This window comes from Streptococcus sp. 2_1_36FAA, assembly GCF_000161955.2.
Taxonomy (GTDB): Bacteria; Bacillota; Bacilli; order Lactobacillales; family Streptococcaceae; genus Streptococcus; species Streptococcus gordonii.
The window spans coordinates 600,718-615,996 of sequence record NZ_KI391976.1 but is presented as its reverse complement, the minus strand read 5'-3'; the positions used below and the strand labels follow the sequence as shown (position 1 = coordinate 615,996).

The following is a 15,279-nucleotide window of genomic DNA, read 5'->3' as shown; positions in this document are numbered from 1 at the left end:
AAATAATATGTAGAAATACGATGGATAAGGCAATGTTGGTGTTTAAATAAAATACATTTGTAATTTTTGTAATCCTATTTTAAATGACCTGTAATATTTAAAGTGTATGATGGAACTATCAGTGAAAAGGAGAACCAGAATTATAATGAAATTACAACCAATGAAAGGTGCCTTCGCATTTGTTGCTACAGCAGCTACCCTATTTTTGACAGGAGTTGTAGCTAAGGCAGACACATATACAGTAAAAGCTGGCGACACTTTGTCAAAAATTGCAAAAGAAAAATCCACAACTGTTGAAAGCTTAATTAAATTAAACAAGCTTGAAAATCCAGATTTAATTTTTGAAAATCAAGTGCTAGAACTTGGTGATACAAAAGCTAATAAAAAGGCTCCAGCTGTTGCTGCAGCACCAGGACCAGCTACACAAACTAATCAAGCAGCACCTGCACCAGTGGCAACTATTACAGTTCCTGCACCATCAGCTAACTATACTACCTATAATTCTACACCTGTTCTTTCCAACGGTAATACAGCAGGTGAGACTGGTACTTACGCAGCGGCTCGTATGGCTGAGTTGACAGGAGTTTCTGCTTCAACTTGGGAAGCAATTATTGCTCGTGAATCAAATGGTCAAGTAAACGCCTATAATGCTTCAGGTGCTAGTGGATTATTCCAAACTATGCCAGGATGGGGTTCTACAGCAACTGTTGAAGATCAAATCCAATCTGCATACAATGCCTATAATGCTCAAGGTTTATCAGCTTGGAATTATTAATATAAAATTAAAAACGGCTTTGAGCCGTTTTTTTTTATATTATAAATATCAACAGGTTGACACATTTGTCAATCTATTTTATTCTCCAAATATCTCTTTTGAAAGTCTGCGACCTGTAGGTGTTGTAGCTAAACCACCTTCAGCCGTTTCTCGGAATGCAGTTGGCAGACTTGACCCTACTTGATACATGGCGTCAATGACTTCGTCAACAGGAATTTTAGATTCGATTCCAGCAAGAGCCATATCAGCTGCAATAAAAGCGTAACTGGCTCCCATAGCATTTCGCTTGACACATGGCACTTCTACTAGGCCAGCCACAGGGTCACAAATTAACCCCAGCATGTTTTTGATGACAAAACAAATAGCTTGACTGGCTTGAAAAGGTGAACCTCCAGCAGCCAGAACTAAAGCAGCTGCACTCATAGCAGAAGCAGAGCCAACCTCAGCTTGACAGCCACCTTCAGCGCCTGAAATTGAGGCGTTATTGGCAATGACTAGGCCGAAAGCACCTGCAGCTAACAGAAAGTTCAGCTGTTCTTCTTCTGAGAGTCCTAATTTTTCAGTAGCAGATGTAAGGACAGCAGGTAGACAGCCAGCACTACCGGCAGTTGGTGTTGCACAAACCAAGCCCATTTTAGCATTATGCTCATTGACAGCAATAGCATTTTTTGCTGCTGTCAGTACAGTGTGATCTGACAATGTTTTTCCAGACCGGATATAGTGGTCAAGTTTTGCTGCGTCTCCGCCAGTCAATCCGCTACGAGACTTGCTCTCATCAAGTCCAAGAAGGACAGAGGCTTTCATGACTTCCAGATTGCGACCCATCAGTCTCAAAACTTCATCTCTTTCACGACCAGTCAATTCATACTCAGTAGCAATCATTAGTTCTGCAACATTTCCTTGGTAATCCAAGTCAGCTTGCTCTACTAATTCTTTGATGGAATAAAACATATTTTCTCCTACTTAAAGAAATTTACATTATGCAGATGAGGAATATTTCGAATTTCTTCGACAGCTTCTTCACAGCTACGGCTGTCAACCTCAATAATCATTATGGCTTTCTCGCCAGCTTTTTCACGTGTGACATTCATTTGAGCAATGTTGATATTGTAACGTGAGAGGGCATCTGTAACGTGAGCAATCATACCAGGGACATCTTGATGAACAATGATGATAGTAGGTGTATTCATACTGAGTGAAACTGAAAAACCATTCAGCTCTGTTACTTGAATATTGCCCCCACCAATAGATACTCCAGTAACACTGATTGTTTTATGATCGTTTTTTATTGTAATTTTTGTTGTATTGGGATGTGGAGCATTACTATCTTTTTGAATAGACCAGACAACTTTGATACCTCGTTTATGGGCTATTTCTAGACTATTGGGAATCTCTGGATCATCCGTATCCATTCCTAAGATTCCTGCTACAAGAGCTAAATCAGTTCCGTGTCCTCGATATGTTTTAGCAAAAGAATTAAAAAGCTGAAATTCCACTTCAGTAGGTTCATCGTTAAATATAGAATAGACTATTTTTCCAATACGAACGGCTCCTGCTGTATGGCTACTAGATGGTCCAATCATTACAGGGCCAATAATATCAAAAACAGATTGAAATCTTAATGATGTCATGATTTCTCCTCGTGTAAAGTTCTATCTTCATTATAACAAAGTTAGGGGGTATCTGCTTCATTTTTAAATAAAAAATTATAAAATAACAAATCCTATAAATTAGGATAATCATTTGAAAACCAAAATAAAATTTCTTATTTTAAGCCTTTTATAAGCTTTCTTTTTCTAATTTAAACAATTTTGTAACATTTATCATATACTTTAAAAATAAAGGTAACATAGAATCTGTATGATAGGAGTATAGCAAAATGATAAATATGAGACCAAGAAAAAATTATGAACTTCTTGTATCTCGTTTTGCTAGTTACAAGAAAAGGAGAATAAAATGCAAGTAAAGACATTTTTAAAAAATAAAAAAAATACAGTAAAGACAGGTGTAGTAAGCTTAGCAGCTTTAGCTTTATTCCTACCAGTAATAGCAAACGCTGATAGTTATACCGTGAAGTCAGGAGATACACTTTCTGCTATTGCGTCAGCTAATAATACAAGTGTTGAAAAGCTAGCTGAACTGAATAAAATTTCTGATGTAAATCTTATCCATGTTGGACAAGTCCTAGAAGTAGGAGGACAGAAGGAAAACAAGACAGAAACTGCACCAACTACAACAACGCCTGAGACTAATAATACAAGTACAAACACAGCAAATGCTTCTTCAGGTTTAAGTGCGGAAGATGCAGAAGCTAAAGAATTTATCGCTCAAAAGGAATCAAGTGGTAGTTACACTGCTCAAAATGGTCAATATTATGGTCGATATCAATTAACTATTACATACTTAAATGGAGATCTCTCGCCTGAAAATCAAGAAAAAGTGGCGAATGAATATGTAACGAGTCGATATGGTTCATGGTCAGCTGCTAAAAACTTTTGGTTAGCAAATGGCTGGTATTAAAAGGAAACTCTCAATTTTGAGAGTTTTTCTTTACACTATTGTAAACATTCTTGACAAAAAGTTAACTGGGCTAGTAGAAGGAAGCATTCTCTATTTGTTTGTTCTTATAAAAATTTCGTGCTATAATAGAGCTTGCTCAAGCGACCTTCAATCGTTGAAAGCACAGCACGACCTTCAATCGTGAAATAACGAAAAGATGGGAGAACACAATGAGTGATAACTCTAAGACTCGTGTCGTTGTTGGTATGAGCGGAGGTGTCGATTCATCAGTAACTGCCTTGCTATTAAAAGAGCAAGGTTATGATGTAATTGGCATCTTCATGAAAAACTGGGACGACACAGATGAATTTGGTGTCTGTACAGCCACAGAAGACTACAAGGATGTGGCAGCTGTTGCAGACCAGATTGGCATTCCTTACTACTCTGTCAACTTTGAAAAAGAGTATTGGGATCGCGTTTTTGAATACTTCTTGGCGGAATACCGAGCTGGTAGAACTCCGAATCCAGATGTCATGTGTAACAAGGAAATCAAGTTTAAAGCCTTCCTTGACTATGCCTTGACACTGGGTGCAGATTACGTTGCAACAGGTCACTATGCTCAGGTGAAGAGAGACCAAGACGGCCTAGTTCACATGCTGCGTGGCAAGGACAACAATAAGGATCAGACTTACTTTTTGAGTCAACTGTCACAAGAACAACTGCAAAAGACCATGTTTCCTCTGGGTCATTTAGAAAAGCCAGAAGTTCGAGCAATTGCTGAAAGAGCTGGTTTAGCTACAGCCAAGAAAAAAGATTCGACTGGCATTTGCTTTATTGGTGAGAAGAATTTTAAAGAATTTCTGAGTCAATATTTACCAGCCCAGCCTGGTCGCATGATGACCTTAGAAGGCCGAGATATGGGCCAGCATGCTGGGTTGATGTATTATACCATTGGCCAGCGGGGTGGTCTTGGAATTGGTGGACAACATGGCGGTGATAATGAGCCTTGGTTTGTGGTTGGAAAAGATCTCAGCCAAAATATTCTTTATGTAGGTCAAGGTTTTTATCATGACAACTTAATGTCAACCAGCCTTGACGCTAGTCAGGTTCATTTCACAAAAGAAATGCCAGAAGAATTTACTATGGAATGTACAGCTAAGTTCCGTTATCGTCAGCCAGATTCTAAGGTGACAGTTACTGTAAAGGGTGACAAGGCAGTTGTCAACTTTGATCAGCCTCAAAGGGCAGTTACACCAGGTCAAGCAGTCGTCTTCTATGATGGGGATGAGTGCCTAGGTGGAGGCTTAATTGACAAAGCTTATAAGAATGGTCAAGTCTTGCAGTACATTTAGATTGACAATTCAGTACAATCTGCTAAAATAAGATAAGCAATACCTATGATGGTCAAAGCTCATGGATGTTGCAGGCTTTTTTGTCCTGCACTTCTGGAGACTTGGCCTTTTTTGGTGAAAAAACGAAGGAAAAAGAAATGTCACACAATTTTACTGAAAGTTATGATATTATCGTGATTGGAGCAGGGCATGCTGGGGTTGAGGCATCGCTGGCTGCTAGTCGAATGGGTTGCAAGGTTCTTTTAGCAACCATCAATATTGAGATGCTGGCCTTTATGCCTTGTAATCCCTCTATCGGAGGGTCTGCTAAAGGGATTGTTGTCCGTGAAGTAGATGCATTGGGCGGAGAAATGGCCAAGAATATTGACAAGAGCTATATCCAGATGAAAATGCTTAATACCGGCAAAGGCCCTGCAGTTCGGGCTCTTAGGGCCCAGGCGGATAAAGAGCTTTATTCCAAAGAAATGCGGAAGACTGTTGAAAATCAAGAAAATCTGACCTTGCGGCAAACCATGATTAATGAAATCTTGGTAGAAGATGGTAAGGTCATTGGGGTTAAAACGGCAACTCATCAGGAGTATGCAGCTAAAGCCGTCATTGTTACGACTGGAACAGCTTTGCGGGGAGAAATTATTATTGGTGATCTCAAGTATTCATCTGGTCCAAACCATAGCTTAGCAGCAATTCCTTTGGCAGATAATCTGCGTGACCTAGGATTTGAAATTGGTCGTTTTAAAACTGGAACTCCTCCACGTGTTAAGGCGTCATCTATCAATTATGACGTGACTGAGATTCAGCCAGGTGATGAAAAAGCCAATCATTTCTCTTACACATCTCGTGATGAAGACTATGTGAAAGATCAAGTGCCTTGCTGGTTGACTTATACCAATCCAGAAAGTCATGAAATTATTCAAAATAACCTGCATCGTGCTCCTATGTTTTCAGGTATCGTTAAGGGTGTGGGTCCTCGCTATTGCCCGTCAATTGAGGATAAGATTGTCCGTTTTGCGGACAAGGAACGCCACCAGCTTTTCTTAGAACCTGAGGGTCGTGATACAGAAGAGGTTTATGTGCAAGGGCTGTCAACTAGTTTGCCAGAAGATGTGCAGAAGGACTTGGTTCACTCTATCAAGGGTCTAGAAAATGCCGAAATGATGCGGACAGGCTATGCCATTGAGTACGATATGATTATGCCTCACCAGTTGCGGGCAACCTTGGAAACCAAGAAAATTTCAGGTCTCTTTACAGCAGGTCAGACAAATGGGACTTCTGGCTATGAAGAAGCTGCAGGTCAAGGGATTATCGCTGGGATTAATGCGGCCTTGAAAATCCAAGGTAAGCCAGAGTTGATCTTGAAGCGCAGTGATGGTTACATTGGAGTCATGATTGATGATTTGGTGACCAAGGGGACCGTAGAACCCTATCGACTTTTAACCAGCCGAGCTGAATACCGTTTGATTCTCCGTCATGACAATGCTGATATGCGTTTGACAGAGATGGGACGGGAAATTGGTCTGGTAGATGATGAGCGTTGGGCTCGTTTCGAGATTAAAAAGAATCAATTTGATAATGAGATGAAGCGATTGGAATCTATCAAGCTAAAACCTGTTAAGGAAACAAACGCTAAGGTAGAAGCGCTAGGCTTTAAGCCTCTGACAGATGCAGTAACTGCCAAAGAATTTATGCGACGGCCAGAAGTATCTTACCAAGATGTGGTTCAGTTCATTGGTCCGGCGGCAGAGGAACTTGATGAAAAGATTATCGAGCTAATTGAAACAGAGATTAAGTATGAAGGCTATATTTCCAAAGCTCTTGATCAGGTTGAAAAGATGAAGCGCATGGAAGAGAAGCGCATTCCAGCTAATATTGACTGGGATGATATTGATTCGATTGCGACAGAAGCAAGACAGAAGTTTAAGAAAATCAATCCAGAAACAATTGGTCAGGCGAGTCGTATTTCTGGTGTCAATCCAGCAGATATTTCTATTTTGATGGTTTATTTGGAAGGAAAAGCACGTAGTATTTCGAAAAATAAAGAAAAACAAAACCACGTTTGATAAAAAACGTGGTTTTTACACTATATTTACAATATTGTAAATATAGTGTAAAAATAACTTGTCTGGCATAGGTTTGTTTTGGAAATTATTTTATTTATTAAAATACATTAAGACAACTATTTTCTTGAGCAAACTCACCAATATATTTACTTTGTTGTAAACAAACTATACAACTGTGACAACAAACAATCAACTATAGGATGATGCAATCTATTGAGAAATAATCACTAAGTTTACAAAAAAAATTAACTATCACAAATAAGCTTAGAATCAGTAGAAACTCGCTTTTTTCTTGAATTTATGGTAAAATGGCGGATAAGAGGTTTGTGATGAAAAAATTTCATTTTGCCCCAATTCACTTTGTAATGCTGGGCGTTATTTCTTTTGGAATCTTAGCAGTTTTACTGCGAGCGTTTGGTGAAGGAACGCTTGTTTTGCTTGCTGCCTTCTTGGTGGTGGCCTTTTTGGTTTCTCTTCTAATTTATCAACAAAAATTTTTTGAAACAGCAGAATTTGAACAAATTCAGTATGTTAATCACCATGCAGAAAATAGTTTGGCGTCTTTACTAGACAAAATGCCCGTTGGAGTTATTAAAATTAAAGAAGAAACTGGCGAAGTTGAGTGGTTTAATCCCTATGCTGAGTTGCTTTGTACAACGGAAGATGGGGATTTTGATACACAAATGCTGCAGCAGATGATGGAGACAGGTTTAGAAGGTTCTGGTCGCTACATGACAATTGGTGACAAGAAATATTCGATTTATCTGGATCGTTCCTCTAATGTTTTCTACTTTTTTGATGCTTCTAATGAGTATGATGCAACTGCAGAATTAGCAACTACACGACCTGTTATTGGTATCATATCTGTTGATAACTATGATGATTTAGAAGATGTTGTATCAGATTCGGATATCAGCCAGATTAATAGTTTTGTTGCCAATTACATTGCAGAATTCTCTGATCGCCATCGGATGTTTTATCGTCGTGTAGGTATGGACCGTTTTTATCTGTTTACAGATTTTACAGTACTAGATCAATTAATGCAGGATAAATTTTCAGTTATTGATCAATTTAGAATTGAAGCCAAGAATCGTGAAATTCCTCTGACTCTCAGTATGGGCTTTGCTTATGGGGATGGAGACCACGATCAAATTGGTAAAACGGCTTTGTTAAATCTAAACCTAGCTGAGGTTCGTGGAGGAGATCAGGCTGTTGTAAAAGAAAATGCTGATGGCAAGAATCCTATCTTCTTTGGAGGTGGCTCTGCTGCGGCTGTGAAGCGTACACGTACACGTACTCGGGCCATGATGACAGCTATTTCGGATAAAATCCGTAGTGTTGATCAAGTTTTTGTTGTGGGTCATAAGAATTTGGATATGGATGCCTTGGGTTCGGCAGTTGGAATGCAACTTTTTGCAAGCAATTTAATTGATAAGACGTATGTTGTCTATGATCAGTATCAAACTGCTGCAGATATTGAGAGAGCTGTTACTAAACTCCAAGACGAAGGTCAGACTAATTTGGTAACTGTTGCAGAAGCTATGACGATGGTGACGGGAAACTCCTTACTCATTATGGTTGACCATTCTAAGCTCAGCTTGACCCTATCTAAGGATTTTTATAAACAGTTTTATCAGACTATTGTAATTGATCATCATCGACGGGATGATGACTTCCCAGAAAATGCTGTCATTACTTATATTGAAAGTGGGGCCAGCAGTGCTAGTGAGCTTGTGACGGAATTGCTTCAGTTCCAAAATTCTAAGAAAAATAGATTAAGTAAGATGCAGGCCAGTGTTTTGATGGCTGGAATGATGTTGGATACTAAGAATTTCACATCTCGCGTTACTAGTCGGACATTTGATGTGGCTAGTTATTTACGGACACGGGGCAGTGATAGTGTGACCATTCAAGATATTTCTGCAACTGATTTTGATGAATATCGGGCGGTCAACGAGCTGATCCTACGAGGTAATAAGATATTACCAAACGTCATTGTAGCTAGTGGACCAGAAGATAAGAGTTATCAGACGGTCGCAATCAGTAAGGCAGCGGACACTATGCTTGCTATGTCGGGGATCGAAGCAACCTTTGTTGTAAGTAAAAATACGCAAGGTTATGTTTCGATTTCAGCTCGAAGTCGCAGTAAGATTAATGTCCAACGTATTATGGAAAATATGGGTGGTGGTGGCCACTTTAATCTAGCAGCTGCTCAGATTAAAGACCTTACGGTTGCAGAGGTTACCCGGAAATTAAACCAAGAAATTATTGATGAAGTGATCAAAAAAGAAGAGGAGATAGTAGAATGAAAGTAATCTTTTTAGCAGATGTGAAAGGTAAGGGGAAAAAAGGGGAAGTAAAAGAAGTTCCTACAGGATATGCTCAAAACTTTTTGATTAAGAAAAAACTAGCAAAAGAAGCAACTGCTCAAGCAATTGGTGAGTTGCGGGGTAAACAGAAATCTGAAGAAAAAGCTCATGCTGAATTAGTGGCAGAAGCTCAAGCAATTCAGGCCAAATTAGCAGAAGAAGCGACTTTGGTTGAATTTACTGAAAAAGTTGGTCCTGACGGTCGGACATTTGGTTCTATTACCAGCAAAAAAATTGCAGAAGAGTTAGAAAAACAATTTGGTATTAAGTTGGACAAACGCAATATCAAAGTGGATTCACCGATTCGTTCAGTAGGTCTGATTGATGTTCCAGTGAAGATTTACCAAGATATCACAGGTGTCATCAATCTGCGTGTCAAGGAAGGATAAGTAAGGGAGAGAGGAGTTCTTTATGGCAGAGATTGATGAATTACGAGCACAGCCTCAAGATATTTTAGCTGAGCAGTCTGTTCTGGGAGCTATTTTTCTTGATGAGAGCAAGCTCGTTTTCGTTCGTGAATATATCGAGCCAGCTGACTTCTTTAAGTATGCCAATCGTTTGATTTTCAAAGCCATGATTGATCTGGCTGATCGTGGTGATGCGATTGATGCGACGACTGTTCGCAATATTCTGGATAGCCAGGATGATTTACAGAACATTGGTGGACTCAGCTATTTGGTTGAAGTGGTTAACTCAGTGCCAACCTCTGCCAATGCGGAATATTATGCTAAAATCGTAGCTGAAAAAGCTATTTTGCGTCGCTTAATTGCTCGGTTGACAGACTCTATCAATCAAGCTTACGATGGAGCAAGCCCAGCAGATGAAATTATTGCTGGGGCGGAGAAGGCGCTCATTGATGTCAGTGAGAATGCCAACCGTAGTGGTTTTAAAAATATTAAGGATATCTTGAATATCAACTTTGAAAATTTGGAAGTTCGTTCCCAGCAAACTTCTCATATTACGGGGATTGCGACCGGCTATCCTGAGTTGGATAAGATGACTACAGGTTTACATGAGGAAGAATTGATTATCTTGGCAGCACGTCCTGCGGTCGGAAAAACTGCTTTTGCCCTTAACATTGCTCAGAATATTGGGACCAAACTAGATAAGACTGTCGCTATTTTCTCTTTGGAAATGGGGGCAGAGAGCTTGGTAGACCGGATGTTGGCTTCTGAAGGAGTTATCAATTCGCATTCTATCCGTACAGGACAACTAAGCGATGAAGAATGGCAAAAAGTAACCATTGCTCAAGCAAATCTGGCACAAGCTAGCATTTATATTGACGATACACCAGGGATTCGGATTACAGAAATTCGCTCGCGGGCAAGAAAGTTGGCTCAAGAAACGGGCAATTTAGGCCTAATTTTGATTGACTACCTGCAGTTGATCACAGGAACCGGACGCGAAAATCGTCAGCAAGAGGTATCAGAAATTTCTCGTCAGCTGAAGATTTTAGCCAAAGAGTTAAAAGTACCAGTAATCGCCTTGAGTCAGCTCTCTCGTGGAGTAGAGCAACGACAAGATAAACGGCCAGTGCTGTCTGATATCCGGGAATCTGGATCTATCGAGCAGGATGCGGATATCGTAGCCTTTCTCTATCGGGATGATTATTATGATCGTGCTGGCGAGGAAGAAGAAGGTATTCCAAATAACAAGGTGGAAGTTATTATCGAGAAAAACCGTAGCGGTGCGCGTGGTACGGTAGAATTGATTTTCCAAAAAGAATACAACAAGTTCTCAAGTATTTCTAAAAGGGAGGAAGTATAAAATGAGTGATGCATTTACAGATGTAGCAAAAATGAAAAAAATTAAAGAAGACATCAAGGCACATGAGGGGCAGATTGTCGAGATGACTCTGGAAAATGGGCGGAAGCGTCAAAAGGATAAAAAAGGACGTTTGATTGAGGTTTATCCTTCTTTATTTATAGTAGAATATACAAATGACAATGTTCCAGTTGGAGACTCTGCAAGTACTTATGTAGAATCTTATACTTACTCAGATATTTTGACAGAAAAGAACTTGATTCGCTATTTTGATGATGAAAGCGAAGAACAATAAAGAAAGGATACAAGATTGGGCTTGAGCTGCAATCTTTTTCCTTTTGTATGATTACAGTCAGTTTTTGCGACGGTCTTTTATTTGTAGTATAATATTTGAAAAGATAAAGATATGGAGGCAATGTATGGATTTAACGAAACGTTTTAATAAGAATTTAGATAAAATTGAAGTATCGATGATTCGTCAGTTTGATCAGTCCATATCAAGTATTCCCGGGGTTTTACGCCTAACTTTAGGTGAGCCAGATTTTATAACTCCGAACCATGTAAAAGAAGCGGCTAAGGCTGCAATTGATGCCGATCAGAGTCATTATACTGGTATGAGTGGCTTGCTTGAGCTAAGACAGGCAGCCAGCGAGTTTGTTAAAGAAAAATATAATTTAGACTATAAACCAGAAAGCGAAGTGTTGGTGACTATTGGTGCAACAGAAGCTTTGTCTGCAACCTTGACAGCTATCTTAGAAGAAGATGATGTTGTTTTACTTCCTGCACCTGCTTATCCAGGATATGAGCCGATTGTTAATCTTGTAGGAGCTAAAATTGTCGAGATTGATACAACAGAAAATGATTTTGTCTTGACTCCTGAAATGCTAGAAAAGGCTATTTTGGAGCAAGGTGAAAAAGTCAAGGCTGTCATCCTGAACTATCCAGCCAATCCAACTGGTGTGACCTATTCTAGGGAGCAAATCCAGGAATTAGCAGCAGTGTTGAGTAAATATCCAGTCTTTGTTGTCTGTGATGAAGTTTATTCGGAGTTGACTTACAGAGAAGAGGCTCATGTTTCCATCGGTCAGTACCTACCTAAGCAAGCCATTGTTATCAATGGTCTTTCCAAATCTCATGCTATGACTGGTTGGCGATTAGGCTTTATCTTTGCGCCTGCTGAGTTTACCGCTCAGATCATCAAGAGCCACCAATATTTGGTAACAGCTGCAAATACTATGGCACAATTTGCAGGGGTAGAAGCCTTATCAGCTGGAAAAGACGATGCTCTTTCTATGAAGAAGGAATACATCATAAGGCGAGATTTTATCTTAGAAAAGATGAGGGACTTGGGCTTTAAAATTATAAAACCGGACGGTGCTTTTTATATCTTTGCTAAGATTCCGGATGGGTTTACGCAGGATTCGTTTGCTTTTCTGAAAGATTTTGCTGAGAAAAAAGCAGTTGCTTTTATTCCAGGTGCAGCTTTTGGCCAGTATGGGGAAGGCTATATTCGGCTTTCTTATGCAGCTAGTATGGAGGTCATTCAAGAGGCTATGAAGCGACTCAAGGAGTACATGGAAGAATATGATGCAGTCCATCACGAGTAAGGCGCTAGTACTCTATAATCGAAACTTTCGTGAAGATGACAAATTAGTAAAAATATTTACAGAACAGGCTGGCAAGCGTATGTTTTTCGTGAAACATGCCACCAACTCTAAGCTGAGTCCTGTTATTCAGCCCCTTACCTTGGCAAATCTGCTTATGAAGGTGAATGATGATGGTCTGAGTTATATTCAGGATTACCAGGATGTCCAGCCTTTTACTCGAATTAATAGTGATTTGTTCATCATGGCCTATGCGACCTATGTCGCTGCCTTGGCAGACGCTAGTATTCCAGACAGTCAACCAGATGCTGCTCTTTTTGCTTTTCTGACAAAAACCTTGGAGCTAATGGAAGAAGGCTTAGACCATGAGATTTTAACAAATATTTTTGAAGTTCAGATTTTGTCCCGTTTTGGTGTTTCTCTGAATTTCCACGAATGTGTCTTTTGTCATCGAACTGGATTACCTTTTGATTTTTCCTTTAAATTCAGTGGTGTCCTCTGTCCAGATCACTATCGTGAGGACGATCGTCGTTGTCATCTTCATCCCAACATCCCATTTTTACTTGATCAATTTCAGGCAGTGGAATATAGCACTCTGGAAACTATTTCACTAAAATCAGAAATTAAGCAACAACTACGCGAATTTATAGATCAAATTTACGACGATTATGTTGGAATTCATTTGAAATCAAAGAAATTCATTGATTCTCTAGGAGACTGGGGAAGTATTTTAAAAGATAAAGAAAATAAGGAGTCAATATGAAAAAAATTGCCATTGATGCTATGGGAGGCGATTTTGCCCCCCAAGCCTTGGTAGAAGGAGCTAATCAAGCTCTTCAAGAGTTTTCAGATATCGAGCTGATTTTATATGGAGATGAGGCCAAAATCAAGCAGTATTTGACTGCAAGTGAGCGAGTCAGCATTGTCCACACAGATGAAAAGATTAATTCTGATGATGAGCCAACCAAGGCCATTCGTCAAAAGAAGAACTCTAGTATGGTCTTAGCTGCTAAGGCTGTTAAAGCAGGAGAAGCAGATGCTGTTCTTTCTGCTGGGAATACAGGTGCACTTTTAGCGGCAGGCTTCTTTATCGTAGGTCGAATTAAAAATATTGATCGACCAGGTCTGTTGTCAACTCTACCAACCATTGATGGTCAGGGATTTGATATGCTGGACTTAGGAGCAAATGCAGAAAATACCGCTCATCATTTGTATCAGTACGCCAAGTTAGGATCTTTTTATGCTGAGAGCGTGAGAGGAATTAAGAAACCGCGTGTAGGTCTTTTGAACAACGGGACAGAAAGTAGCAAGGGTGATCCTTTACGCAAGGAGACCTATGAACTACTTGCTGCAGATTCTTCTCTTAATTTTATTGGTAATGTGGAAGCGCGTGAGTTGATGAATGGTGTAGCTGATGTTGTAGTGACAGATGGATTCACAGGAAACGCAGTCTTAAAGTCTATTGAAGGAACAGCGCTCAGCATTATGGGGCAGCTTAAGAAGAGTATTTTAGGTGGTGGTCTTAAGGCCAAGTTGGGTGCCTTACTTTTAAAAGATAGCCTGAAGGAACTAAAATCTAGACTAGATTATTCTGATGCTGGAGGAGCCGTATTATTTGGTCTAAAAGCGCCAGTTGTTAAGACTCACGGCTCAAGTGATGCAAAAACTGTTTGCAGTACGATTCGTCAAATTCGAACAATGCTACATACTGATGTGGTTGGTAAATCAGTTACAGAATTCTCAAAGGAGGAAACACAATGACGCAGGAAACAATCTACCAAAAGATCGTATCTATTATTCAAGAACGCCAAGGTAAAAGTTTTGAGGTAACTCCGGAATTAAGCTTTAAGGATAATCTTGGGGCAGATTCTGTTGATATGATGGAGTTTATTCTGACTTTAGAAGACGAATTTGGAATTGATATTTTAGATGAAGATATTGATCGTCTATGCAGTGTTGCAGATGTAGTAGCATATATTGAGAAAAAAACAAAGTAGGTCTTGACCTACTTTTTTCTATGTTTTAATAGGGAAGATATTTTTTATAAAAGATCAAGAGAAGCAGGATACAAAAATACGGATACAGCTTGTAAATATTAAGTTTGTATGGTAAAATGAAGGCATAAAATTACGAAAGGCGAACATTAAAATGTCAAATAAATTGATATATTCGGGAAAAGCCAAAGATATTCTTGCTACAGATGATGAGGATGTGATTGTAGCACATTATAAGGATCAAGCTACTGCTTTTAATGGGGTTAAGAAAGAACAGATTGTTGGCAAGGGAGTGCTCAATAATCAGATTTCATCATTTATTTTTGAAAAATTAAATGCTGCGGGTGTAGCCACGCATTTTATTGAAAAGATTTCAGATACAGATCAACTCAACAAAAAAGTAAAGATTATTCCGTTAGAAGTAGTGCTTCGGAACTATACAGCAGGATCTTTCTCTAAGCGTTTTGGAGTCGAAGAAGGTATTGCACTTGAAACTCCGATTGTAGAATTTTACTACAAGAATGATGATTTGGATGATCCTTTCATCAATGATGAGCATGTAAAATTCTTGAAGATTGCCAGCGACGAAGAAATTACTTTTTTGAAAGAGGAGACTCGTCGGATCAATGAGCTTTTATCAGACTGGTTCCGCCAAATTGGATTGAGATTGATTGATTTCAAGTTAGAGTTCGGCTTTGACAAAGATGGCAAGATTATTCTGGCGGATGAGTTTTCACCTGATAACTGCCGTCTCTGGGACGCAGAAGGACACCACATGGATAAAGATGTTTTCCGACGTGGTCTTGGTGAATTAACGGATGTTTACCAAGTTGTTTGGGAGAAGTTGCAGGCGATTAAGTAAGGA

The 15,279-nt window shown here is 39.4% G+C and carries 15 protein-coding genes; 13 read left to right on the top strand and 2 right to left on the bottom strand.

Features of this window, described 5'->3' with window-relative positions; all coding sequences use genetic code 11:
* The first annotated feature begins 145 nt into the window (after positions 1–145).
* Complete coding sequence (locus HMPREF0847_RS10740; RefSeq protein ID WP_020992855.1) at positions 146–775, top strand: LysM peptidoglycan-binding domain-containing protein; 630 nt, start codon at positions 146–148, stop codon at positions 773–775.
* 78 nt (positions 776–853) lie between these two features.
* Here the strand turns inward: HMPREF0847_RS10740 and sdaAA are convergent, their stop codons facing one another.
* The gene (gene sdaAA / locus HMPREF0847_RS10735; RefSeq protein WP_008808055.1) at positions 854–1,726 is read right to left on the bottom strand and encodes an L-serine ammonia-lyase, iron-sulfur-dependent, subunit alpha; all 873 of its coding nucleotides are present in this window, start codon (positions 1,724–1,726) and stop codon (positions 854–856) included.
* Positions 1,727–1,734: 8 nt separating this feature from the next.
* Positions 1,735–2,406 carry an L-serine ammonia-lyase, iron-sulfur-dependent subunit beta gene (sdaAB, locus tag HMPREF0847_RS10730; protein WP_008808056.1) on the bottom strand — a complete coding sequence of 224 codons (672 nt, stop codon included), beginning with the start codon at positions 2,404–2,406 and terminating at the stop codon, positions 1,735–1,737.
* 325 nt (positions 2,407–2,731) lie between these two features.
* On the opposite strand from sdaAB, the gene HMPREF0847_RS10725 reads away from it, so the two are divergent.
* The 12 genes from HMPREF0847_RS10725 (at position 2,732) to purC (ending at position 15,276) form a co-directional block, all read left to right on the top strand.
* A complete protein-coding gene (locus tag HMPREF0847_RS10725) occupies positions 2,732–3,295 on the top strand; it encodes a LysM peptidoglycan-binding domain-containing protein (protein ID WP_008808057.1) in 564 nt (187 codons plus the stop codon).
* A gap of 185 nt (positions 3,296–3,480) precedes the next feature.
* Positions 3,481–4,626: a tRNA 2-thiouridine(34) synthase MnmA gene (gene mnmA / locus HMPREF0847_RS10720; RefSeq protein ID WP_223352299.1), complete on the top strand. Its 1,146-nt coding sequence runs from the start codon at positions 3,481–3,483 to the stop codon at positions 4,624–4,626.
* A gap of 137 nt (positions 4,627–4,763) precedes the next feature.
* Complete coding sequence (gene mnmG, locus HMPREF0847_RS10715) at positions 4,764–6,683, top strand: tRNA uridine-5-carboxymethylaminomethyl(34) synthesis enzyme MnmG (protein WP_008808059.1); 1,920 nt, start codon at positions 4,764–4,766, stop codon at positions 6,681–6,683.
* A gap of 329 nt (positions 6,684–7,012) precedes the next feature.
* Positions 7,013–8,992, top strand: coding sequence for a DHH family phosphoesterase (locus tag HMPREF0847_RS10710; protein WP_020992854.1), 1,980 nt, complete (start codon positions 7,013–7,015; stop codon positions 8,990–8,992).
* A complete protein-coding gene (rplI, locus tag HMPREF0847_RS10705) occupies positions 8,989–9,441 on the top strand; it encodes a 50S ribosomal protein L9 (RefSeq protein WP_008808061.1) in 453 nt (150 codons plus the stop codon). Before HMPREF0847_RS10710 ends, rplI begins: the two co-directional genes overlap by 4 nt.
* 22 nt (positions 9,442–9,463) lie before the next feature.
* Entirely contained in the window at positions 9,464–10,819 is a 1,356-nt protein-coding gene (gene dnaB, locus HMPREF0847_RS10700) for a replicative DNA helicase (protein WP_008808062.1), read from the top strand.
* 1 nt (position 10,820) lies between these two features.
* A complete protein-coding gene (locus tag HMPREF0847_RS10695) occupies positions 10,821–11,111 on the top strand; it encodes a Veg family protein (protein WP_008808063.1) in 291 nt (96 codons plus the stop codon).
* A gap of 124 nt (positions 11,112–11,235) precedes the next feature.
* Positions 11,236–12,423: a pyridoxal phosphate-dependent aminotransferase gene (locus tag HMPREF0847_RS10690; RefSeq protein WP_008808064.1), complete on the top strand. Its 1,188-nt coding sequence runs from the start codon at positions 11,236–11,238 to the stop codon at positions 12,421–12,423.
* Positions 12,401–13,183, top strand: a complete 783-nt coding sequence (recO, locus tag HMPREF0847_RS10685) for a DNA repair protein RecO (RefSeq protein WP_020992853.1) — start codon at positions 12,401–12,403, stop codon at positions 13,181–13,183. The genes HMPREF0847_RS10690 and recO overlap by 23 nt, the downstream gene beginning before the upstream one ends.
* The gene (gene plsX, locus HMPREF0847_RS10680; RefSeq protein WP_008808066.1) at positions 13,180–14,181 is read left to right on the top strand and encodes a phosphate acyltransferase PlsX; all 1,002 of its coding nucleotides are present in this window, start codon (positions 13,180–13,182) and stop codon (positions 14,179–14,181) included. The genes recO and plsX overlap by 4 nt, the downstream gene beginning before the upstream one ends.
* Positions 14,178–14,417, top strand: a complete 240-nt coding sequence (locus HMPREF0847_RS10675; RefSeq protein ID WP_008808067.1) for an acyl carrier protein — start codon at positions 14,178–14,180, stop codon at positions 14,415–14,417. Before plsX ends, HMPREF0847_RS10675 begins: the two co-directional genes overlap by 4 nt.
* A 151-nt stretch (positions 14,418–14,568) precedes the next feature.
* Entirely contained in the window at positions 14,569–15,276 is a 708-nt protein-coding gene (gene purC / locus HMPREF0847_RS10670; RefSeq protein ID WP_008808068.1) for a phosphoribosylaminoimidazolesuccinocarboxamide synthase, read from the top strand.
* Positions 15,277–15,279: the final 3 nt, after the last annotated feature.